The following is a 23883-nucleotide window of genomic DNA, read 5'->3' on the forward strand; positions in this document are numbered from 1 at the left end:
GTCTATTATTCCCCATTCATACTTTTTGAATGGGAGCGAATTTCGCCAACAGTCTCTTTACTCCTGTCGGGCTTGGAAACGCAATATCGAGTTCCATATTTTCCTTTTCGCCTTTTACACTGACTACGGTTCCGATGCCCCACTTTTTATGTTCGGCTTTATCCCCGACTTTCCATGGAATTTCTTCTCCTCCCGTGGAAACTGCCATTGGCCGAATAGAGGCTTTTTGAGAAGAAGTTGAAAGATTGGATTGAAAACGAGTAAAAGGTTTTTTCTCGACCACCACTTCGTCCAATAGATCTTCGGGTATTTCTTGAATAAATCGGGAAACAGGATTCAAATTGGTTCTACCGTATAACGTTCTCATTTGAGCGTTCGTCAAATACAGCTCCTCTTCCGCTCTTGTAATCCCCACGTAAGCGAGCCTCCGCTCTTCTTCCATTTCTTCTTCATCCATAAGCGAGCGGCTGTGAGGAAAAACGCCTTCTTCCATACCGATTAAAAAGACAACCGGAAACTCAAGCCCTTTCGCGGAATGGAGCGTCATTAATACAACCGATTGCTGATTGTTGTCCTCTTCATCTAATCGGTCAATATCCGCCACAAGAGCAAGATCCGTTAAAAAGGCGATCAAGCTTTTATCTTCGCTGTTTTCCTCGAATCCTTTTGTAACAGATAAAAATTCATCGATATTTTCCAAACGGCTTTGGGCGTCAAGCGTTTTTTCCGCTTTCAGCATATCCCTGTATCCGGACTTGTCCAACACTTCTTCCACCAGTTCCGTGACAGACAAGTATTCTTGCATTTGGGTATAGCCCTTAATTAAATCACGGAATTCAAGTACCGCTTTGGTGATTTTCGGGCTTAAACCGATAAAATCCGCTTCTTCCAATGCCTGAAATAGAGAAAGATCATTTTCTTGAGCATAGCGGGCGATTTTGTCCATTGAAGTGGAACCGATTCCCCGCTTTGGTACATTGATGACACGAAGCAAGCTGATATCATCGTCCGGATTGGCGATCAGTCTTAAATAAGCCAATATATCTTTAATTTCTTTTCGGTCATAGAACTTAATGCCCCCGACAATCGTATAGTCGATATTGGATTTCATCAGCACTTCTTCGACTACACGGGATTGTGCGTTCGTTCGATACAAAATGGCAAAGTCGGATAATTGTCTTTTTCCGCTTTCGACCAGCTCTTTAATTTTACCGGCGACAAACTGAGCTTCCGCCTGTTCATTTTCCGCCCGAAAGTAGACAATCTTCTTCCCTTCCGGATTTTCCGTCCACAGCTTTTTCGGTTTGCGGTTGTAATTGTTTTTAATCACTTCATTCGCTGCCTGCAAAATTCTTTTAGTGGAGCGATAATTTTGCTCAAGCAGGATGACATGGGCATTCGGATAGTCTTTTTCAAACGATAAAATGTTGGAAATATCCGCCCCGCGCCAACGATAAATCGACTGATCGCTGTCTCCGACCACGCATAAATTTTGAAAACGCGATGCCAAAAGCTTTACGAGCAAGTATTGGGCTTTATTTGTGTCTTGATATTCATCCACATGTATATATTGAAATTTGCGTTGATAATACTCGAGAACGTCCGGCACTCGTTGGAACAGATGAATCGTCGTCATAATGAGGTCATCAAAGTCAAGCGATTGATTTTTCCGCAATCGTTTTTGATATTCTTCATATACTTCGCTGACAATCCGTTCATAATAGCTGCCAACTTGTTTGCTGTAAGATTCCGGATCGATCAATTCATTCTTTAAAGAACTGATCGTGCCAAGAATGGCTCTGGGATCAAATTTCTTGGGGTCCAAATTTTTATCTTTTAAAATGCCTTTAATTACGGACTGCTGATCGGTTGTGTCCAAAATCGTAAAATTCCGGTTAAAGCCAATCCGGTCTATATCTCTTCTTAAAATGCGAACGCACATGGAATGGAAGGTTGAGATCCATACTTCTTCCGCCGCGCCGCCCATCAATTGGCCAACACGTTCTTTCATTTCGCGCGCTGCCTTATTGGTGAAAGTAATCGCCAGAATATTATATGGATTGACTGCCTTTTCCACCATTAAATAGGCAATTCGGTGGGTCAGTACTCTCGTTTTTCCGGAACCTGCTCCGGCCATAATAAGAAGCGGCCCTTCCGTTGTTTTCACCGCTTCCTGCTGCTCTTTATTCAATCCGCTTAACAGCTTTTCCGTTAAAAATTGCATGTTTTCACCACCGTTAGAACATTTGTTCTTATTATAACCGATTTTTCTCTACCGGCGCGGAATCTTTTTCACCATTTCAACGGTTTTTAAAGCACTTTCCAAATCGGTATAAAGGACGTTTCCTACCACAATAACATCGGCAACCGCCCCCATCTCGGCTGCTTCTTCAGGAGATTGTATGCCGCCGCCGTAAAAAACAACCGTATCGGTCAATGTTTCTTTTACTTTTTTCACAAGCTGGGGATCCCCATATGTGCCGCTGTATTCCAAATAAAAGATTGGCAAATGCAGCATCTTTTCCGCCAAACGCGCATAAGCAACAGCATCTTCTATATCTAATTCCGTATTTGCCTCGGTTAATTGCGCTGCTTTGGAATCGCCATTTAAAATGCAGTAGCCTTCCGCGAGCACTTCATCCCAATTCATTAATTCGCCGTATTCTTTTAACGCTTGATGATGAAGCCCCAGCACCCAATCGACTTTGGAGCTGTTTAATACCATGGGAATAAAATAAAGATCAAACCCCGGCGTGATCGCTTCAAGCGTAGAAACTTCCAATACACAAGGAACCGTGTAGCGGCGGATTCTCGCCATTAAATGAAGCACTTTGTCGAGCGTGACTCCATCCGTGCCGCCGACGATCACCGCGTCCGTTCCTGATTCGCAAATTTTCTCTAAACTATCATCATCTATTTCTTTATTTGGGTCCAGTTTGAACACATGGCGCCACTCGCGCACATCATACATCCAAATGCCCTCCATTTCATGATTTCATCTAACCATTATAGCATTTGTTTTGCTCTGCTAAAACCGGAAAAGAAGGAAATGAAGCGTTTCTATTTTTTGTTATAAATCCCTAAAAATATAAAACACCAGTTTTCTTTTTGGTGACAAAAACCACCCACACAGGTCATCGAACGATTCTCCTTTGATTTGTGAACGCCTTTTTCCTATCCGGACAGCGAAAAATATTGAAGATTTATACTCATTTATTGGATAATAAAAGGATTGTTTTTCAAAAATATCAGAATATAAAAATTGGGGTGAAATCGCTTTGTACCAATACGAATTTGTTAGCGTAAAAATCAACGCCTTGACGGGAAAAGCCAAGGAAGGTTATAAGGAGATTATTAAAGTTCTTACATGCTTTATAAGTTTTTACATGAATCAGAACGTTCTACATTAGCGGATATGAAAAAACATTTTAAAGCTGTACCGAAAACCAGTTTATATTCTATTATAGATCTCTTGTGATGATAAAATATTTAGAGAACGATTTAGAGACAACCATAAAATACTTAAAAAAGCAGAAGAAGAATTACGTTATTATGAAAAAAGCGGGTTAGGTTTTTGGAAGCTGGAACGCACATTATTTCAATCTCTCCAAGAAAAATAGCTTCGTCAAATAAAATGACGGAATTGTCAATATAGCCGATTGTCTTTTTAAGTGGATTGGAGTCAATATTTCGGGTATAAAAGTTAATCTCTTTTCCTGATTGTTTGATTTAATCTTCAATTGGATGATGAGTTTGATACTCTAGAACCATGAGAAATAGAAGTCCAAAAGATCAAAGAAGTCAAAATTGTATTGTGGTATGGAGACAAACGTTGCACCGCGATAGAAAGAGTAAACGCATATCTAAAGAAGTAATCCAACTAAACAACGTACGTTACAAGACAAGAAAAAATATAAGTTCACTTTGACATCAAATATACTGATTTGTAATGCTTCAAAATAAGCCATAGACCGCTAAAAGCCAAAAACGGCAATTTATAGGAAGAATTCTGATGATCATATAATGAAAGTCAGCTTAAAGATAATGAGGCGGTGAAACTTTTTTTACAAAGAAAATACCGTCCAACTGCTGCGCTGGAGTAATTAATTTTTGCATTGTTCCTGATTCTAATATAAGAGTTTTGTTAAAAATCCATTTGTTCAATTCGTTGGGTGATACATCTGAAAAATCAATGAAAGATATCGATGATTTATTATGGTTCATATAATCTTCAAGACTCTTTTTGGGAGGTTTAACTAAATCATATATTGTTTTATTATTTAAGGCCGCCTTCCCTTCATACATAAACAGTCCGAGATAATAGGATTTACTAACCATCTCTGGACTCATTAATGATCCCATAGGTTTATATTTAATTAGATTTTCATAATTTTTATAAATATGGGAGTTGTGTGCCCATACTATAATTTTTTCATTCGGGTATAATTTTTCACAAATCCATTCTATATTGTATGCCATAATTTGATCTCTAATTTTCTGATAAGTACGATGTCCAGTGGCAAGGTTTGATAATAAAAGTCGTCTATTTTCTATGACTCTTTGAATTAATTGAAAATATATATGCATATCTTTCCTAATAAATTCTTTTTCCAACTCCTCTAATGTCTTATGTAGCGAGGAGAACAATTCTGTTAATTCTTTTTGGGTTTCCAAATACTCTTGCATAATATGTCTTGGTATTTTCTTCCTCTCTCCTTTCAACTTGCCAATACGCATATACCAATCCATTGTTGCTTTATCCAAAGCTTTTATACTTAATTTGAATTTTAAGGGTAAATCAATATCCAGTTTGTCCAACAGATCTACAAATAAGTTTTGTTTGGATGAAGGTTGAAAATCAAATCCTATAAGATTCAAATCAGATCCTTTTATTAATTCAAACAAAGGTAGCGTTTCTTCTGTTTTCCATAAAGAAAATATTGATTTATCCATAAGTTCATTCACAGAAATATCATCTTTAAAGTAGTTAGCGCTATAGCATTCACTTAGGCCGCTTTCAAATGCTATTACCTTGAATCCCATTTTGTGATATAAGAATTCAATAAGTTTAGATTTTAAAAGATTATGCTCTGCAATTCCATGTCCATTTTCACCCAACCAAACGATTTGCTTATCCTTTAATATATTTTCTAAAAAATTAAAGTCATTAATCTCACATTTTTCCAGGGAGTCTATACCATAACTATGTTCTCTAACCCATTCCACAGCCTTTTTATATTTTCTATTCGTTAATTGAAAGATTGACATAATTGCCACCCGCTTCATTTTTTATAATTAAGTCTTTCTTTTTCAATAACTTCATACTTGGTAGCAAGGCTACTCAAGGGCAATCCTTATCGCTTCAAACTCCAATAAGCCATGCTAGAAGCAAGAAAACGGAGGAAAATCCCCCGTCATCATTCGCCGCTTTGCTCTTTTTCATTTTTGATTCTATCTAATACCATTCGATAAGCATCATTTCCATAATTCAAACAGCGCTTCACGCGGGAAATGGTAGCGGTGCTGGCGCCGGTTTCATTCTCAATTTTGTGGTACGTTTTCCCTTCCTGGAGCATTCTGGCCACTTCAAGGCGCTGCGCAAGAGATTGAATTTCATTAACCGTGCACAAATCATCAAAAAAACGATAGCATTCTTCTAAATCTTTTAACGATAAAACTGCCTGAAAAAGCTGATCCAACTCTTTGCCGCGCAATTTATCAATTTGCATCAACGATTCATACTCCTTTTCCCGATATTTTTGAAAATGGAATTGATATGTCTGTATTTCATTATTTTAACGCATTATAGTGGGAAAGAGTATAGTTTTTTTCATGACATCATAGATGCCGCGCGAAGTAACACGAATATACGGCAAATGGGTAGCTGACAGAAAAAGCAGTGTGTAAAAAGGATCAGAAAAAGAATAGCCGCGGTCGATTAACAATTTTTTCATCCTTTTTTCTTCTTTGATCAACTCTTCCATGCTCTGATCTGACATCATGCCGGAAAGCTTAAGGGGGATTTCATGAATGACTTTGCCGTTTTCCGCAAGAACAATTCCTCCCCCGATCTCTTTCATTCTTTGAAAAGCTCGACGCATTTCTTCTTTGCGTTTTCCGATCAATACAATATCGCCAGTGCTTGAAAAGGATGAAGCAAGACCTTGCACTCGATTGTCAAAACCTTTTAACACTGTGCTCACCCGCCATTGTCCGTTTCGGTCCAATAACAGCAAAAAGCTTTCATCATCCTCCGGAAGTTGATCCAATGAAATATCCCTTGTTAGTGAATATGGCTTCGTAATAACATCGTTGACCATCTGGATGCCAAACGGCATTGAAAACTGCAGATCTTCTTTTTTTAAATCCCAATGGAACGATATTGGTTTCAATCCCCAATTTTCCCATTTGATCGGATGGCCATGATACACCTTCGTTCCGTTCTTTTTGACCCACTGTCCTTTCGACAAAACGGAAACAGGCGTCGGATTGTTTTCGTTTTCCAGAAAATTAATATTGGCTACTCGTCCAGGAGCAATCATACCGTAATAATGATCGATTCGATAATGCTTTGCGACATTATAGCTGGCCATTTGGTAAGCATCCATCGTCGGAACGCCAAATTCCAACGCTTTGGCGATCATACGGTCGATCACCCCGTCTTCATAGAAAGAGGGAAAAGAGCCATCCGTTGTAAACGTCATTTGATCATACTGATCCAAACCCATTTCCCGAATTTCTCTTAAAAGGATTTCTAAATCTGGACGTATGGAAGAATGGCGCAAAGCTACCGTATATCCTTGCATCAGTCGTTTGTACACATCTTTTCCGGTCATCGATTCATGGTCGCCATCTGCTCCTAAAAGCGTCATTTTCGTAAGCGTTTTCTCCGAAGCTCCCGGAAAATGTCCTTCAATTCTTTTTCCAAGCCTCTTTGTTTCCTGTATCCAGTGAAGAATCATATCATCTCCGTCCAACAATTTTGGCCAGCCAGTCAGTTCTCCCCCTTGGATAACAAATCCGCTTTCAATCCATGATTTGACATCTCTATGCGAAAATTTTTCATCCTCTTGATTCAGTTCCGTCATCGGATCATACCGGCACCACCAAAACAAAGAGAACGGAAGCTTATTTAACTCATTCATCAAAGAAAACGCTTTCTTATTTTTCAAAAACAAGAACAACACAAGATTATCGCTGACGAAACTCGTTGTTCCTGATTGAGATGCATATTCGGCAAATGACTGGGGATTATAAAGTTGAAAAGGATGAACATGCGGCTCAATGTAACCAGGCACAAGCGTAAAATTTTCACAGTTTACTACTTCACATTCGTCTAGCTTTTGCGGCAGTTTCTCCCCGACATAAACGATGCGGTCGTTTGCGATCCAAATATTGGCTTCCACCCATCTTCGCATTGTGGAATGCAAAAATCGCGCGTTTTTCAGCAATATATTCGGAGGCTTTTCTCCGTCAATCACTGCCACATGATCTCTGAGCTGTCTGTTTTTCCACCGATAATGCTGTTCTAACATAATTAAGGGCCCTCCTAATTGTATTAAAACTTTCTACTATGGATTCTTCCCGTTCTCTTCTTTATATGGGTTTATGCTGAACGGATGAATGTCATACACAAAAGCTCTTGCTGAATGAAAAAAAGGCTGTCATTGAAAAAACTGTCCTTTGCTGAAAAGATGAAGTGAATAGCTAAACATTCCGCCTGCTTCATTCGGTACTATGTCAAAAACGGAATCATCCTTTTACCGCTTTTTGCAGTGGCGATGTTTACTGATATTCAAGGAAAAATGTTAATTTTAATAGTACCATATTTTGGCGACAAACTCAGGGTAAAAAGAATGTAAAGTTTGAAAATTTAGTGAAAAGAGGCGATCCCTTTGAAAGTAAAACAAAATATCGGTCTTTTGAATGCTTTGATTCGAATAACCTGCGGACTCACAATGCTTGCATGGGGGACAGCTAAGCTTTCCAAAAAGCCTTGGCGGCAATCGTATTTGTTCATCGCTTTCCTAGGGGCCATGCGGGTTGGAGAAGGAATTTTACAATATTGTCCGCTGACCGACCTATGGGAAAACGGTTCTTTCATGAACCAGCAGAATAACCAAAACCGGCAAAATCAGCAAAACCAACAGAATCAACAAAATCAGGCGAACCGTAAGGAAGACATCGACATTCCTTACAATCCGTCATAAATATCTAAATCCTCGAGAAGTTTTTTTCAAAATCAGCTTTCACGAGATTGATGACAGTCTAAATAACATTAAATTGCGTCAGAACGTTTTTTTCAAATAGGAGGGCGCAGTCTACAAACAAGAAGGCACTTAAACAGAAAGCGAATAGCCTGAACAATCTTGAAATGCCGCCTGAATGTTTCAAAAGAAACTATCAGGCGGTTGATGACAAGAGTTAAGCATTAAGCACTATGAAAGGCAATTTCAACTGACCAAAAGGAGTGAACGAAAAATGTACAATCGGACGTTTATGGAATATATCACACACTCGTCATTTGCACTTATTCTTCTCATTGGAAGTATTGCTGCTCTCATCTATATTTTTTTCCGCATGTCTAAGAGGAGAAACGAGCAATAGCCCTTGCACCGATATCTTTTCGGTAAAAAAATCCGGGCTGATCCAATTTTTTCATTTCCCGGTAGACTTGCTGCTGGGCTGCTTCTACCGATGCACCGCTAGCCGCAACCAACAGAACGCGGCCGCCGTCGGAACAAATGGCTCCTTTCTCACTTCGAATCGTTCCCGCATGATAAACCGTCGCCTGCTCAATTTCATCTAATCCCTTGATGGGGACTCCTTTTTGATACGATCCCGGGTAGCCTTCTGAAGCCAATACAACCCCAAGAACCGCTTCCTCTTTCCATTTGAGTTGTGGATCTTTTCCGGCCAGCACATCTAAAAATACCTGCGCCAAATCGGATTCCAATCGCGGCAAAACTACTTGAGTTTCAGGGTCTCCAAAACGGGCATTAAATTCGATCGTTTTAGGACCTTGTTTTGTCATCATCAAGCCGGCAAAGATAACCCCTGTGAACGGACATCCTTCTTTCACCATTGCCTTTGCACATGGCTCCAAAATTTCGCGGACGGATTGTTCGACGATGTCAGCCGGCAAATGAGGGACAGGTGAATAAGCCCCCATCCCGCCTGTGTTCGGTCCTTTATCGCCGTCATACGCCCGCTTATGGTCTTGAGCAGCGACCATGGGATATACTTTTTCGCCATGAACAAAGGCCATCAGAGAATATTCTTCCCCTTGCAGATATTCTTCAATCACCAATTTGGACGACGCTTCGCCGAATTTCTGATTCAAAAGCATTTCTTCCAGGGCCGATAACGCTTCTTCCAACGTCATGGCAACGGTAACCCCTTTTCCGGCTGCAAGCCCATCTGCTTTTAGCACGATAGGAGCCCCATGTTGGACAATATAAGCTTTTGCTTCTTCATACTCTTCAAATACGGCATAGGATGCTGTGGGGATCTGATACTTCTTCATCAATTCTTTTGCAAATGATTTGCTGCTTTCTAACTGGGCCGCCTTTTGATTAGGTCCGAAAACCGCTAATCCACGCTGTTGAAAATAATCCACAATCCCGGCAGCCAATGGATTTTCCGGACCGATTACCGTTAATTCGATGCCTTGTCTTTCCGCAAAATCGGCTAAACCGGCAAAATCCATTTCGTCTATATTCACTAACTCCGCATCTTCAGCAATACCGGCATTGCCTGGAGCACAAAATACTTTTTCAACAAGCACGCTTTCATTCAGCTTTTTGCAGATCGCATGCTCCCGTCCGCCTCTGCCGACCACAAGGATCTTCAAACCAGCCACCTCTTTTCTCATATTCTCATTCGCCCTCAAAGATTAGGGGAGGTAAAAAGCCCGGTCAAAACAAGACTGTCGTTCGTCGGGCCTTTTCATACTTCCCCAAACCGTTTAATGTTTAAAATGACGAACGCCTGTAAACACCATTGCGATTCCGTATTCATCCGCCTTTTTAATGGAATCCTCATCACGGATCGATCCTCCCGGCTGGATAATAGCGGTGATTCCTGCTTTGGCAGCAGCTTCTACCGTGTCGTCCATCGGGAAAAAGGCATCTGAAGCCAGGCAAGCTCCTTTTGCCAAGTCGCCGGCTTGTTCAAGCGCAATTTTGGCAGCGCCGACGCGATTCATTTGTCCTGCTCCGATTCCTAACGTTCTTTCTTTGTTGGTCACTACGATGGCATTGGACTTCACATGCTTGACTACCTTCCATCCAAGCTTCAAAGCTTCCCATTCTTCTGCAGTAGGCTCTCTCTTCGTCACCGTCTTCAGCTCAGCTTCATCCAGCGAGAACGTATCCGGATCTTGGACTAAGAGGCCGCCTTCAACCGATGTCAATACTTCTTCTTTCTTCTTCTCACCCGTAAACGGAAGGACTAACAGCCGAATATTTTTCTTCTTGGTTAAAATGTCCAGCGCTTCCTCTGTAAATTCAGGAGCCACCACAATCTCAAGGAAAATTTCATGCAGTTTTTCCGCCAGCTCTTTTCCGACCGGTCGATTAAGCGCCACAATTCCTCCAAAAATAGAAACCGGATCCGCTTCGTAAGCTTTTGCGTAGGCTTCTTCTATTGAATTCCCGATGCCCACTCCACACGGATTCATATGTTTGACCGCAACGGCAGCCGGTTCTTGAAAATCTTTAATGATTTGCAAAGCAGCGTCCGCATCGCGAATGTTATTATAAGAAAGTTCTTTGCCGTGCAATTGCTTGGCTCTGGCAATGGAAAAATCCGAACCGAGCGGTTTTTGATAAAAAGCCGCCTTTTGGTGCGGGTTTTCACCATAGCGAAGCGTTTGTTTCAATTCATATGTATAAGTGACTCTCTCCGGATTCTCTTCGCCGGCAAGACGGGTCATATATTGCGAAATTAAAGCATCGTAAGCAGCCGTATGCCTAAATACTTTGGCAGCCAGTTTTCTCTTAGTTTCTTTGCTGACTTTCCCATTTTCTTTCAGCTCGTCCAGCACTTTTCCGTAATCAGCCGCATCGACCAGCACCGTGACATACTCGTGGTTTTTCGCTGCGGATCGAAGCATAGTCGGCCCGCCGATATCAATATTTTCAATAGCTTCTTCCGGAGTAACATCCGCTTTTTCAATCGTTTGCTGGAAAGGATACAAATTGACGCAAACGATTTCGATGGGCTCAATTCCTTGTTCGTTCATTTGCCGTTGATGCAGTTCGTGATCCCATTTCGCCAGCAGCCCGCCATGAATAAGAGGATGAAGAGTCTTCACACGGCCTTCCAATATTTCCGGAAATCCAGTTATTTCTTCGACGGCTGTAACCGGGATTCCGTTTTCCGCCAAGATCGTTTTGGTGCCGCCGGTTGAAAGAATCTCAAATCCTAAAGAAACCAGTCCTTTTGCAAACTCCACGATCCCTTCTTTATTGGAAACACTGATTAATGCCCGTCTTTTCATAGTTGATCTCCCTTTCTATTCATCCAATAATTCATTGATGGTTTTCGGATATAACTCATGTTCAACAGCCTGGATTTTTTTCTGAAGCGTTTCTCTTGTGTCCTCAGCCAAAATGTTGACGCTTTGTTGAGCGATGATCGGCCCGGTATCCATTCCTTCATCGACAAAATGGATGGTAACCCCCGTCACTTTTACCCCGGCGTCCAAAGCTTGTCCAATGGCATCTTTTCCCGGAAACGCCGGCAAAAGCGAAGGATGAATATTCACGATACGGTTGCGATAACGATTTAAGAGTGTAGAGCCGATCAAACGCATGTAGCCGGCAAGGATGATCCATTCGACTCCCCTTTTGGCTAACTCTGATGCAATTTCGTTTTCAAACGCCTCTTTGGAAGGATATTCTTTTGCCCGAAAGGAAAACACAGGAATCCCTAAATTGCGTGCCCGTTTGACTACATAAGCTTCCGGCTGATCACATACAAGCAAGCAGATGTCCGCGTTTAGTTCCTTTCGCAAACTTGCTTCTGCCAGCGCTTGAAAATTGCTGCCGTTTCCAGACGCGAATATCGCCACTTTTTTCATCTGTTTCCAACCTCTCCAATCAGGAAATGCGGATTCCCTCTTGAGGAACCACCTGTCCGATTTTGAACGCTTTTTCTCCTATCTGTTCAAGATCGTTTAAAACAGCCTCCGCATCCGCCGCTGCGACGATCAAGACCAGCCCAATTCCCATGTTAAAAATATTATACATTTCTTTCCGATCCAGTTTTCCATATTCTTTTAGCACTTCAAAAATGGCTGGTATTTCCCATGTGCCTTCTGCAATTTCCGCACCGTATCCGGCCGGCAGAGCACGAGGTATATTTTCAATAAAGCCTCCGCCTGTAATATGGGCCATCCCTTTAATTGTACCTTTTTTATGAATACTTTGGATTTGCTTGACATAAATTCGTGTCGGTTCAATCAATGCTTCTCCCAGTGTCCCCTTCAAACCGTCCAATTGAGAGTCGATGTGCAATCGATGCTCTTCAAAGAAGATTTTTCTCACCAAAGAATAGCCATTGCTATGAATTCCGCTTGATGGAAGACCGATCAAAACATCACCTGGCCTAATTGCACTTCCCGAAATGAGCTCGCTTTTTTCGCACGCCCCTACCGCAAAGCCGGCCAGATCATATTCCCCGGGAGCGTACATGCCCGGCATTTCTGCTGTCTCTCCTCCGATTAAGGCGCACCCTGCTTGTTCGCAGCCGTCAGCAATTCCTTTCACAATTTGTTCTATTTTCTCCGGCTCATTTTTCCCGCAAGCGAGATAATCGAGAAAAAAGATCGGACTGGCTCCTTGAACGAGGATGTCATTGACACACATGGCGACGCAATCGATGCCGATCGTATCGTGCTTATCCATCATAAAAGCAATTTTTAATTTGGTCCCCACACCATCTGTACCTGATACGAGAACAGGTTCTTTAAGCTGGAGGACGGATAAATCAAACAGACCGCCGAAACTTCCAAGTGCTCCCATAACCCCAAGTCTTTTCGTCCGTTCGACATGTTTTTTGATTCGTTCAACTGCTTCATACCCTGCTTCTATATCCACTCCAGCCGACTTATATGATTTTGCCATTCCCGGTCCTCCTCCATTTGCGCCCTTCTAACAATGTATTGGGAAACCATTTCGACTAAGATAAAGTCACCATCTGTTCCTTTCCTGCCGGATATATCTCCGTCGGATATTTTCCGGTAAAACAGGCTAAGCATTGCCCGCAATGATTTCCGTCTTTTGCATGGCCAATGGCCTCGATCATTCCTTCAAGGCTTAAAAAGGTTAAAGAATCCGCGCCAATTAATTGTTTGATTTCTTCTACAGAATGAGAAGAAGCAATTAATTCTTCTTTCGTTGATGTGTCAATCCCATAGAAACACGGATGGGTAATGGGAGGCGAACTGATGGCGACATGAACTTCTTTGGCGCCTGCTTCTCTCAAAAGCTGGACAATTCGTTTGCTGGTCGTACCACGGACAATCGAATCATCCACCATAATCACTCTTTTCCCATTGACGACACCGCGAACGGCAGAAAGCTTCATTTTCACTCCTTGTTCGCGCAGCGACTGGGATGGCTGGATAAACGTGCGTCCGACGTAGCGATTTTTGATGAGGCCCAGTTCATACGGAATACCGGAAGCTTCTGCATAGCCGATGGCAGCGGAAATGCTGGAATCCGGCACTCCCGTGACGACATCCGCTTCGATGCCCGCTTCTTCAGCTAATTTTTTCCCCATGCTCTTTCTGGCGCTATGCACATTAATCCCGTGAAGGTTGCTGTCAGGGCGGGAAAAATAAACGTATTCCATTGTACAAATGGCTTGATTGCTTTTTAACGCAAACGGCTCCGAATACATTCCTTCATTGTTGATGATGATCAATTCCCCCGGCTCCACCTCCCGGACGAATTGAGCACCGACAACATCAAATGCACATGTTTCCGAAGCGATGCACACCGCATCTCCAAGCCGTCCAACGGAAAGCGGTCTTAATCCGTTCGGATCGAGGGCAACCATCAACTCCGTTTCCGTCATGATCAGAAATGCGTATGCGCCTTTTAGCATGGTTAACGCGTTTTTGACCTGATCTTTCAAATGGACAAAACCACTTCTTTTAATTAAATGAGCAAGTACTTCTGTATCCGAACTGGTTTGAAAAATGCTTCCTTGAGCTTCCAGCTGATATTTGAGCATGGTGGCATTGACCAAATTGCCATTGTGAGCGAGGGCCAAGCTCCCGGTCTGGGAATGGAAGAGAAGGGGCTGAACGTTTTCGTACCCTCCTCCGCCTGCTGTCGCGTAACGGACATGGCCGATTGCACCGTATCCATGCAAATTGTGGATGGCTTCACGACTGAAAACCTCTGTCACTAACCCTTTCCCTTTTAACCCCTTTAATTCGCAGCCGTCCGTTACGACAATTCCGGCTCCTTCTTGACCGCGGTGCTGTAAACTATGAAGGCCGTAATACGTGATCTGAGCAGCATTTTCATGTCCCCAAACGCCAAACACTCCGCATTCTTCGTTTAATCCTTTTATTTCAGCAAGCATGGGATAGCTCCTTTCCAGGCTTGTTCAAGCTCACTCACTTGCGCCTGCAAAATCGATTCATTTTCAGCAGATCGAATCGTTAAAAGCGGTTCGTCGACAACGCGGCCTACGCACACCGCGTCCGTCACAATCGTTTCAAAAAGGCTGCGATGTTCCGGTTTCACCGATAGCACATAACGTGATTGCATTTCGCTAAACAGTTCGCAAACGGCCTCTCCTTCAATTTTTATATCCGCTCCTAAACCAGTGCCAAACAAACACTCTGACAACGCGACAGCCAATCCCCCTTCGGAAATATCATGAGCAGATTGTACGGTTTTCCTTTTAATGGCTTGCAGAATAGCTTGCTGCCTTTTTCGCTCTACCGCTAAATCGATTTCCGGCGCTTTACCGAAAATACGACCTTCCAGCATTTTTTGAAGTTCGCTGCCGCCGAAATCGTTGTTCGCTTTCCCCACGACGTAAATATAATCGCCCGCTTGTTCAAACGTTTGTTTAGTAATGTGAGCCACGTCTTCAATCAGTCCAACCATGCCAACGACAGGAGTCGGATATATTGCCGTGCCGTTTGTTTCATTGTAAAGCGATACGTTCCCGCCGATGACCGGAGTTTGAAGCGTCTTACAGGCTTCGCTCATTCCATCCACCGCTTTTTCCAGCTGCCAAAAGATTTCCGGCTTTTCCGGGTTGCCAAAATTCAAGCAGTCCGTAATAGCGAGAGGTTTACCGCCTGCGCAAACAATATTGCGAGCGGCTTCAGCGACTGCAATTTTTCCTCCTGTTTCCGGGTCAAGATAGAGATAGCGGGAATTGCAGTCTGTTGTCATCGCCAGCGCTTTTTTCGTTCCGCGGATTCGAATGACCGCCGCATCTGAGCCAGGCGCTACGACTGTATTCGTTTGAACTTGATAGTCATACTGCTGGTACACCCATTCTTTGCTCGCAATGGTCGGCTGCGAAAGCAGTTTGATCAGCGTTTCTTTAAAATCTTTCACTTCAGGTGCCGGTGCATCGATTTGCTGAAATTCACGGAAATAGTCCGGTTCTTTAGAAGGTTTATGGTAAACCGGAGCATTTTCCGCCAATGCATCGACCGGAACTTCCGCTACGACTTCGCCGCGATGAGTCAGTCTCAACATGGAATCATCCGTTACTTTTCCGACGACGACTGCTTCCAATCCATACTTTTGAAAAAGAGAAACGACTTCTTCCTCTCTTCCTTTTTTGACAACGATCAGCATTCTCTCCTGCGATTCAGACAGCATCATTTCATAAGAAGTCATGCCCGTTTCCCGTTGAGGTACAAGATCGAGGTTCATTTCGATTCCCGATCCGGCTTTGCTTGCCATTTCGGCCGCTGAACTGGTCAATCCGGCTGCTCCCATATCTTGAATTCCGACAAGTGCATCTGATTTCACCAATTCAAGACAGGCTTCTAGCAGCAGCTTTTCCATAAAGGGATCCCCCACTTGAACAGCCGGGCGCTTTTCTTCAGATTGCTCACTTAATTCCTCCGAAGCAAAAGTGGCTCCGTGAATTCCGTCGCGACCTGTTTTCGCACCGACATACATGACGGAATTGCCTACCCCTACCGCTTGGCCTTTCTGAATATCTTGATGATCGATCAAGCCGACACACATTGCGTTCACCAGCGGATTCCCTTCATAAGAAGGATCAAATTGCACCTCGCCCCCAACCGTTGGAATGCCGATGCAATTTCCATAGCCGGCGATGCCTGCCACTACTTCTTGAAATAAATATCGGACTCTGGAAGACTTCAATTCTCCAAATCTTAAAGAATTCAACAAAGCTACCGGCCTTGCCCCCATGGAAAACACATCGCGGATAATTCCCCCCACACCGGTTGCCGCACCTTGATACGGTTCAATGGCAGAAGGATGGTTATGGCTTTCGATTTTAAAAACGACTGCCTGGCCATCACCGATATCGACAATGCCGGCTCCTTCCCCCGGTCCTTGCAAAACTCCTTCTCCCTCTGTGGGGAATTTTTTTAGCACTACTTTTGAATTTTTATAGCTGCAGTGTTCCGACCACATGACAGAAAAAAGACCGGTCTCCGTGTAGTTGGGAAGCCTTCCCAAAATCGATTCAATTTGCGCAAATTCTTCGTCACTAAGACCCATTTGCCGATACAATTTATTTTCTTTTATCTCATCCGGTTTTGGTTCAGTGCGTAGTAGCATACGATTCCCTCCACTGTTTGACAATCGATTGGAAAAGCTTAAGGCCATCACTGCTGCCCAGCAGTTCGTTCACCGCTCTTTCAGGATGCGGCATCATCCCAAGAACATTCCCTTTTTCATTGATAATCCCGGCAATGTCGGCAACTGAGCCGTTCGGATTGTTCTGATACGTAAAGACAATTTGCTTGTTACGCTTTAACGTTTCAAGCGTCTTGTCATCGCAATAGTAGTTGCCTTCGCCATGAGCGATAGGGATTCGGATTGTCTCCCCTAATTCATAACCGTTTGTAAACATCGTTTCATTATTTTCTACAGTCAGTTCTACCGTTTTGCAAATAAACTTTAATTGATCGTTTTTTCTCATGGCGCCAGGTAAAAGCCCTGATTCCAGCAAAATCTGAAATCCATTGCAAACGCCAAGAATCGGTTTCCCTTCTTCTGCCGCTTCGACCACTTTTTCCATCACTTTAGAAAAGCGGGCAATGGCGCCTGACCGCAAATAATCGCCGTATGAAAAGCCCCCCGGGAGCAAAATACCGTCGTATCCGCTCAGATCATCAGCATCGTGCCAAACGAATTCCGCTTCTTCCCCCAATTCATCTTTGACGGCGTGGTACATATCGGCATCGCAATTGGAACCGGGAAAGACAATCACCGCAAATTTCACTGGATGACACCCTCCTCTATCTCATAACGAAATTCCTCTATCACCGGGTTGGCCAATAATTTCTCACACATTTCTCTGACCACGACATCGATGTCTTGATCGCTCTCCTTCACAGTCAGCTCCATGTATTTCCCTATACGGACATCCTCCACCTGTCCGAATCCAAGGCTGTGAAGGGAACGCTGTACAGCTCCCCCTTGAGGATCCAATACGCTTTCACGGAGTGTCACAAAAACTTTCACTTTATACATGTGTTTTCCCTCCTAATCTCGTAAGCACTTCGGTATAGGCATCGATTAAATTGCCAAGATTGCGGCGAAACACGTCTTTATCCAGCTTTCGATTCGTTTCTTTTTCCCAAAGCCTGCATGTATCAGGCGAAATTTCATCCGCAAGCAAAATTTCTCCTTGAGGATCTTTGCCAAATTCCAATTTGAAATCGATCAAACGAATATTTAAGGAATCAAATAAGGAAATCAAAAACTGATTGACTTTCAACGCCATCTTTTTGATTTGTTCCATTTCTTCGGAAGAAGCGATTTTTAAGAAGCGAATATGGTCTTCTATGATCAAAGGATCCCCAAGTTCGTCGTCCTTTAAGTAGAATTCAATGATAGGCTCTTCTAACGGGATCCCTTCTTCTATCCCCAGCCTTTTCGCCATGCTTCCTGCAGAAACGTTTCGAACCACGACTTCAAGCGGGATAATCTTCACTCGTTTGATCAGCTGCTCATGATCTGAAACTTGTTGGATAAAATGAGTCGGCAGATCCAACTCTTCTTTCATTTTCGTAAAAATAAAACTGCTAATTTGGTTGTTGAGGCTTCCTTTTCCGGCAATTTCCGCTTTTTTCTCTCCGTTAAAAGCGGTCGCGGAATCTTTATATTCCACGAATAGAATATCTTCTTGGTCGGTTGCATAAATCTTTTTCGCTTTTCCTTCATACAAAAGCTCGCCTTTTTTCAAGTTGTCCACCTCATTTTGGAATATTGATAATCTTCCGAATACAGCGGTTTTAAGAGAGGCCGACCGCTTTAAGCCCTCTTGCCTTTTTCGCAAACACAAGAAACAGCCTAAAAGTCAGCCTCTTTTGCTTAGTCGTTCAAACCGAGACGATCAAAAATCGTATCGACATGTTTTAAATGATAGTGGTAATCGAAGCAATCATCGATTTCTTCTTTTGTCAACTTCGAGGTAATTTTTTCATCGCTTTCTACTAGTTGACGGAACGGCACTTGTTTTTCCCAAGCCTCCATGGCCCGCGGCTGAACGGTGTCATATGCCTCTTCACGTGTAAGGCCTTTTTCAATCAGGGCGAGCAAAACGCGTTGTGAATAAATAAGACCAAGCGTCTTTTCCATATTTCGTTTCATATTTTCCGGATAGACGGTCAAATTTTTCACGATATTGCCGAAGCGATTGAGCATGTAATTAAGGGCAATCGTCGCATCAGGCAAAATAATGCGTTCCGCAGAAGAATGGGAAATATCCCGTTCGTGCCATAGCGGTACGTTTTCATATGCAGTTTGCATATACCCTCTTACCACACGGGCCATTCCTGTCATGTTTTCCGATCCGATCGGATTCCGTTTATGAGGCATGGCCGATGATCCTTTTTGGCCTTTCGCGAAAAACTCCTCCACTTCTCTCGTTTCGCTCTTTTGAAGTCCGCGAATTTCCACGGCAAATTTTTCGATCGACGTCGCGATTAAAGCGAGCGTGCTCATGTAGTATGCGTGACGGTCGCGCTGAAGCGTTTGAGTGGAAATAGGCGCCGGTTTGAGGCCTAATTTTTGGCATACATATTGTTCAACAAATGGATCGATATTCGCATAAGTGCCAACGGCTCCGGAGATTTTTCCGTACTGCACTCCTTCAGCCGCTCGTTTGAACCGTTCCAAATTCCGCTTCATTTCTTCGTGCCAAAGCGCCATCTTTAACCCAAAAGTAGTTGGTTCCGCATGGACTCCATGAGTTCTTCCCATCATCACGGTATATTTATGTTCTTTCGCTTTTTGGCGAAGAATTTCAATAAAGTTTTCCAAATCTTTAAGCAAAATCTCATTTGCCTGCTTAAGCAAGTACGATAGGGCTGTATCGACAACGTCAGTAGACGTCAATCCATAATGAACCCATTTTCGCTCTTCGCCAAGCGTCTCCGATACGGCTCTTGTAAAGGCCACTACATCATGGCGAGTTTCTTCTTCAATTTCTTTAATGCGGCGAATATCAAAGCCTGCATTCTCCCGGATTTTTTTCACATCTTCTTTCGGGATGACTCCCAGTTCCGCCCACGCCTCGCAAGCAAGAATTTCCACTTCCAGCCAAGCGTTGAAGCGGTTTTCCTCAGTCCAAATCGCCCCCATCTCCGGGCGGGTGTAACGATCGATCATCTTATACTGCCTCCGATCTTTTCTTCTTTTGCGCTCCAAATCCTGCTATCGTCTATTTCTTGCAATGTTTTCTCAAGATCGTCGGTCAAGACGGTGATATGCCCCATTTTTCTTTTCTCTTTCGCTTCTTTTTTTCCGTATAAATGAAACGACCAGTCCGGGTGGCGATGGAATTCGTTTAACGCCCCCTCTAAATGCTTGCCTAGAACATTGACCATAACAGCCGGTTTTAACAACTCCGTTTTCTGGAAAGGCCAATTGCAAATCGCTCGTATATGCTGTTCAAATTGAGACGCCTCGCAAGCTTCGATCGAATAATGGCCGGAATTGTGCGGTCTGGGGGCCAGTTCGTTTATATAAATCTCACCGTTTGAGCACACGAACATCTCCACCGCCAGCGTTCCGATCAGTTCCAAATAGTCGGCGATCTTGAGCGCCAATTTCACCGCTTTTTGTTTGACATCCCCGTCCACTCTTGCCGGAACAATGGTTTGATGCAAAATATTCTCGACATGAATATTTTCGCCAACGGGCAAAAAGCTGACTTCGCGATCCGGATTGCGAAATACAATCACTGAAATTTCCGTCGTAAACGGAATCCATTTTTCCAATACACACGGACCTGATTGCAGCAATTCGGCTGCCTTTTCGATCTCGCTTTCGCGGCGAATCACATACTGGCCTTTTCCGTCATAACCGCCTCTTGAGGTTTTTAAAACAGCAGGATAACCAAGCTTTTTTATCTTATCATATAGTTCGTTTTCTTCGTAAATCACTTTATAAGGGGCCACCGGCACACCCGCTTTTGTGATAGCATCTTTCTCTAAAATCCGATCCTGAGTAATGCGAATCAATTCGGCTCCTTGCGGAAGATAGGCTCTTTGCTCGAGCCACCGCAATGACTCATAATCGATGTTTTCAAATTCGTACGTGATCACATCGCTTATTTGAGCAAGCCGCGCCAAAGCGTTTTGGTCATCGTAGGCCGCCGTAATTTCCACATCAGCCACTTGACCGCACGGAGAATCTTCCGCAGGATCTAATACAGCGATTCGAAACCCTTTTTCTTTTGCTGCCAGTGCCATCATTCTGCCTAGCTGGCCGCCGCCAATAATTCCAATCGTTTTTCCTGGCATAATGACTGGATTAGTCAAGTTGATCACTGCTTTCTAGTACTTTTTCTTTCAGCTCAATTCGTCGGTTTTCCAATTTGCGGGCAATGTCGGGATTCTCAATCGATAATATTTGCGCTGCCAGCAAACCGGCGTTCGTGGCGCCGGCACGCCCAATCGCTACTGTAGCCACCGGGATGCCGCCGGGCATTTGTACGATCGATAACAGGGAATCTAAACCATTTAATGCTTTGGATTGAACCGGAACTCCGATCACGGGAAGAGTCGTTTTAGCCGCTACCATCCCCGGCAAATGCGCGGCTCCACCCGCTCCTGCGATAATCACTTTGATCCCTCGATCTCTGGCACTTTCGGCATAATCAAACATCAAATCAGGAGTGCGATGTGCCGAAACGACTTTTTTCTCATATTCAATTTCTAATTCATCCAATACTTCACAGGCGTTTTTCATCGTTTCCCAATCCGATGCGCTTCCCATAATCACTCCTACTTCCGCCGGCATTTCCATCCCTCCACGTGATGCAGTCTTATATAACAAAAAAACCCGGCTTCACATACTTTCTTTGAGAGAAAGCAGTGAATCCGGGTAAGAAAAGACCAATTAAAAGCCTTTTATGGCAGGACTCATCGAAGAAAGATTTCTTCTTCCAATGGCGCTGCACATGGAATGAACGGCTTTCAGAACATAGTGCAATCGCCATCCTGAAGATGCCTCTTTCATTCACAGTTTTCCAGATAGCTACTTTCCCTCATAGTCCGATTATTTACGGTAATCGGGTAGAGACTTACGAGCCATATTCTCGTGATTATATGAGGGCTATTGAGTTGACAACTCCATCTTAACAATGAAAACAAGCCATTGTCAACAAAATTTTTCGAACAGAGTCAGTCAAGACTTTGTGGGAACTTTTTTGATTCCTGAAAACAGATGTAAGTCATAGGTTAGCGAACCATTTTTTTGAATTTCATCCGTAAGCGCTTTCGGACTCTCATCCCTTGCCATGACAGACGAATATGTATACCTTTTTTTACCATCCCTTGAATTCAGACAGGGCATGATAGATCGGAGTCCCGGACGATTGCTGTAAATATGGCACGTTATTCCGCGTTACCTCTGGAAGAAGACGGCGGATGCGTTGTTTCGCCTTGTTCACGATCGTCTGTTTGGTAGATGCCGTTTCCTCCGCCGGATGCGACGATTCTTCTCCTAAACGATGTCCGAAAAGACGAATCCCATCCATCCGGGCAATCATTGCCTTGAAAAACGCCCTGAGTCCCTTGTCTGTCCAACTGCGGCGGTATTTCACCCGATACGCCAGCTGGCTCATCACGCTTTCAGCCCTCCCCATCGGATACATGCCCGTTGTGTCCACTCCTTGCTCCTTCAGCCATTCCCGGTAATCACGGATGCATCCCGGCATCGATTCGATCCGGTGGATCAAGGCAGCCAGCTGTTGTTCTTTCGCTTCGTCCCCCAGCGTGCCGAGGGCGCTGTTCAGTTCCACAAGCAGCTTCTCTTCATCCTGCTTCGCCAGCTTTTGCCGAATCGCCTGCCACCGTGGATGGCCCGAGAGGCATTGGCGCAACTCACGCGCCACGTGGAATCGATCCAATTGGAAGCAGACCCGTCCTTTGAAATACTCCCGGCACGCGGTAATCCATGGAGCGCCGTCCCCGTTGATGACAAGAAGATCCCGACACGGATCATAGGCATATTCGTTCATCAAAAATTCCTCGAAGCCTTCCCACACCTCCCCCTTGCCTTCATGGACGTAATGGCGCTGATTCACGAATTCGATCCGTGAGCCGTTACGCTTCCATCCTTCGTGAACGGTCAGGATTTTGTCTTCCTTGGCCCGTTTTCCCTTCCCTTGGAGAGAGACAAACAGTCCATCGGCCTCCACAAACAGCACCCGTCCATATCGCTGGTCAACCGGGCAGTGCAGCGGAACTTCAGCCTCGAGCACCAACTGGCGGATCGTCTCATGGCTCATCACCGGATACCCGACCATCTGGGCAAGCGTATGAGCCGCTTTGCGATAGGAAGAGCACTCCACAGCCAATCCCATCGCCGTTTCTTCTAGACAAGGGCTGATTGACTGCGATCCATCAAACGCTAAAAAGGAATCAAGCAAAAACGTGTAACGGTTTTGTTCTCGGTCTAAATAGTAGTTTCGCTCAAAGGTAACTTCGCCAAACAAGGTTTGAATCGTGGTGCGTCGTTTGTCTTTCAAGTGGTACCGGCGCTTGTCCCGGGTTTCCGCCAATTGTCGGTCGATGTCCTCCAACAGAGCCGTAAACAGCTCGGTGAAGGCGTTTTGCAAGGCTCGAAACAAATCAAGTTCGATCTCTTTCCATGTCAACGAATTTGTGGTAAGATGTTGTTGAATATTCATAGGACTCTCTCCTCCTGTTTGATGGTGTGAACAATGATCATCTTACCAGGGAGAGAGTCCTTTTTTCATGTTTCCTGCTTGGGATCCTACCGCGCTTTGCTTGGTGGCCCCGATGAGGGGGATTGCGAACCTACGTTCCCAACCCCCTCATCGGGGAATTCTAAGAATTTCTCCCACAAACATTTTACTCACACTTTCGAACAATAAAAACAGTCTCAATAGAAAACGTTCGGGTTTAACCTTCTTTTTTCCCTTCAAACTTTATAATTCGCCCAACAGGAACATATTCTATTTTTCCGTTTATGTTCTTTTCTTGAAAGATGGGTTCTTCCGTTCTTCTAACGGGTTTATATCCTTCTTCGGACATTCGTGCCAATAATTGATCAATGGTTTCATTTTCTTTCATCTCAAATATCTTCTTTTTACTCATCAGAGCAGCTTCCTTTTTCCATCATTCGACCATATCGATTGATACCTGTACAATTTATG

At 43.8% G+C, this 23883-nt stretch carries 21 protein-coding genes and 1 riboswitch; of the genes, 2 read left to right on the plus strand and 19 right to left on the minus strand.

What is annotated here, in order from left to right; all coding sequences use genetic code 11:
• Positions 1-16 precede the first annotated feature (16 nt).
• The 5 genes from pcrA to NST12_RS14485 form a co-directional block, all read right to left on the minus strand.
• On the minus strand, positions 17-2224 hold the full coding sequence (gene pcrA / locus NST12_RS14465; protein WP_341101689.1) for a DNA helicase PcrA: 2208 nt from the start codon (positions 2222-2224) through the stop codon (positions 17-19).
• Positions 2225-2272: 48 nt separating this feature from the next.
• Complete coding sequence (locus NST12_RS14470; protein ID WP_327824964.1) at positions 2273-2971, minus strand: heptaprenylglyceryl phosphate synthase; 699 nt, start codon at positions 2969-2971, stop codon at positions 2273-2275.
• Positions 2972-4035: 1064 nt separating this feature from the next.
• Positions 4036-5268: an erythromycin esterase family protein gene (locus tag NST12_RS14475; RefSeq protein WP_048624106.1), complete on the minus strand. Its 1233-nt coding sequence runs from the start codon at positions 5266-5268 to the stop codon at positions 4036-4038.
• Positions 5269-5417: 149 nt separating this feature from the next.
• The gene (locus NST12_RS14480; protein ID WP_003354092.1) at positions 5418-5729 is read right to left on the minus strand and encodes a YerC/YecD family TrpR-related protein; all 312 of its coding nucleotides are present in this window, start codon (positions 5727-5729) and stop codon (positions 5418-5420) included.
• 66 nt (positions 5730-5795) lie between these two features.
• A complete protein-coding gene (locus NST12_RS14485; protein WP_328201173.1) occupies positions 5796-7535 on the minus strand; it encodes an adenine deaminase C-terminal domain-containing protein in 1740 nt (579 codons plus the stop codon).
• 360 nt (positions 7536-7895) lie between these two features.
• Between NST12_RS14485 and NST12_RS14490 the strand changes: the two genes are divergently transcribed.
• Positions 7896-8210: a YgaP family membrane protein gene (locus NST12_RS14490; protein ID WP_341101696.1), complete on the plus strand. Its 315-nt coding sequence runs from the start codon at positions 7896-7898 to the stop codon at positions 8208-8210.
• A gap of 289 nt (positions 8211-8499) precedes the next feature.
• Positions 8500-8607 carry an EYxxD motif small membrane protein gene (locus NST12_RS17190; protein ID WP_412677267.1) on the plus strand — a complete coding sequence of 36 codons (108 nt, stop codon included), beginning with the start codon at positions 8500-8502 and terminating at the stop codon, positions 8605-8607.
• On the opposite strand, the gene purD is transcribed toward NST12_RS17190, so the two are convergent.
• The 14 genes from purD to NST12_RS14560 all read right to left on the minus strand — a co-directional run bounded on the left by purD (position 8585) and on the right by NST12_RS14560 (position 23824).
• On the minus strand, positions 8585-9853 hold the full coding sequence (gene purD / locus NST12_RS14495) for a phosphoribosylamine--glycine ligase (RefSeq protein ID WP_341102251.1): 1269 nt from the start codon (positions 9851-9853) through the stop codon (positions 8585-8587). The two genes, NST12_RS17190 and purD, sit on opposite strands and share 23 nt — an antisense overlap.
• Positions 9854-9967: 114 nt before the next feature.
• On the minus strand, positions 9968-11503 hold the full coding sequence (purH, locus tag NST12_RS14500; RefSeq protein ID WP_341101698.1) for a bifunctional phosphoribosylaminoimidazolecarboxamide formyltransferase/IMP cyclohydrolase: 1536 nt from the start codon (positions 11501-11503) through the stop codon (positions 9968-9970).
• Positions 11504-11518: 15 nt separating this feature from the next.
• The gene (purN, locus tag NST12_RS14505; RefSeq protein ID WP_341101701.1) at positions 11519-12085 is read right to left on the minus strand and encodes a phosphoribosylglycinamide formyltransferase; all 567 of its coding nucleotides are present in this window, start codon (positions 12083-12085) and stop codon (positions 11519-11521) included.
• A 19-nt stretch (positions 12086-12104) separates the two neighbouring features.
• A complete protein-coding gene (purM, locus tag NST12_RS14510) occupies positions 12105-13130 on the minus strand; it encodes a phosphoribosylformylglycinamidine cyclo-ligase (protein ID WP_341101704.1) in 1026 nt (341 codons plus the stop codon).
• A 55-nt stretch (positions 13131-13185) separates the two neighbouring features.
• Positions 13186-14601 (minus strand): amidophosphoribosyltransferase, encoded by a 1416-nt coding sequence (gene purF / locus NST12_RS14515; protein WP_341101709.1) that lies wholly within the window; start codon positions 14599-14601, stop codon positions 13186-13188.
• A complete protein-coding gene (purL, locus tag NST12_RS14520) occupies positions 14586-16805 on the minus strand; it encodes a phosphoribosylformylglycinamidine synthase subunit PurL (RefSeq protein ID WP_341101712.1) in 2220 nt (739 codons plus the stop codon). Before purL ends, purF begins: the two co-directional genes overlap by 16 nt.
• Positions 16789-17472 carry a phosphoribosylformylglycinamidine synthase subunit PurQ gene (purQ, locus tag NST12_RS14525; protein WP_003354080.1) on the minus strand — a complete coding sequence of 228 codons (684 nt, stop codon included), beginning with the start codon at positions 17470-17472 and terminating at the stop codon, positions 16789-16791. Before purQ ends, purL begins: the two co-directional genes overlap by 17 nt.
• Positions 17469-17723: a phosphoribosylformylglycinamidine synthase subunit PurS gene (gene purS, locus NST12_RS14530; RefSeq protein WP_003354079.1), complete on the minus strand. Its 255-nt coding sequence runs from the start codon at positions 17721-17723 to the stop codon at positions 17469-17471. The genes purQ and purS overlap by 4 nt, the downstream gene beginning before the upstream one ends.
• Positions 17716-18438 (minus strand): phosphoribosylaminoimidazolesuccinocarboxamide synthase, encoded by a 723-nt coding sequence (gene purC / locus NST12_RS14535; protein ID WP_003354078.1) that lies wholly within the window; start codon positions 18436-18438, stop codon positions 17716-17718. The genes purS and purC overlap by 8 nt, the downstream gene beginning before the upstream one ends.
• A 128-nt stretch (positions 18439-18566) precedes the next feature.
• A complete protein-coding gene (gene purB, locus NST12_RS14540) occupies positions 18567-19865 on the minus strand; it encodes an adenylosuccinate lyase (RefSeq protein ID WP_003354077.1) in 1299 nt (432 codons plus the stop codon).
• Positions 19862-21019 (minus strand): 5-(carboxyamino)imidazole ribonucleotide synthase, encoded by a 1158-nt coding sequence (gene purK, locus NST12_RS14545; protein WP_341101718.1) that lies wholly within the window; start codon positions 21017-21019, stop codon positions 19862-19864. Before purK ends, purB begins: the two co-directional genes overlap by 4 nt.
• Entirely contained in the window at positions 21012-21500 is a 489-nt protein-coding gene (gene purE, locus NST12_RS14550) for a 5-(carboxyamino)imidazole ribonucleotide mutase (RefSeq protein ID WP_040341288.1), read from the minus strand. The genes purK and purE overlap by 8 nt, the downstream gene beginning before the upstream one ends.
• A 230-nt stretch (positions 21501-21730) precedes the next feature.
• Positions 21731-21832, minus strand: a riboswitch (purine riboswitch).
• Between the two features lie 194 nt (positions 21833-22026).
• Positions 22027-23394 carry an ISLre2 family transposase gene (locus NST12_RS14555; protein ID WP_003355652.1) on the minus strand — a complete coding sequence of 456 codons (1368 nt, stop codon included), beginning with the start codon at positions 23392-23394 and terminating at the stop codon, positions 22027-22029.
• A gap of 235 nt (positions 23395-23629) precedes the next feature.
• Positions 23630-23824, minus strand: a complete 195-nt coding sequence (locus NST12_RS14560; protein WP_048624115.1) for an NETI motif-containing protein — start codon at positions 23822-23824, stop codon at positions 23630-23632.
• Between the last annotated feature and the right edge of the window lie 59 nt (positions 23825-23883).

Origin of the sequence: Bacillus sp. FSL W8-1127, from assembly GCF_038006725.1 — a bacterium.
Lineage (GTDB): Bacteria > Bacillota > Bacilli > Bacillales > DSM-4216 > Bacillus_O > Bacillus_O smithii.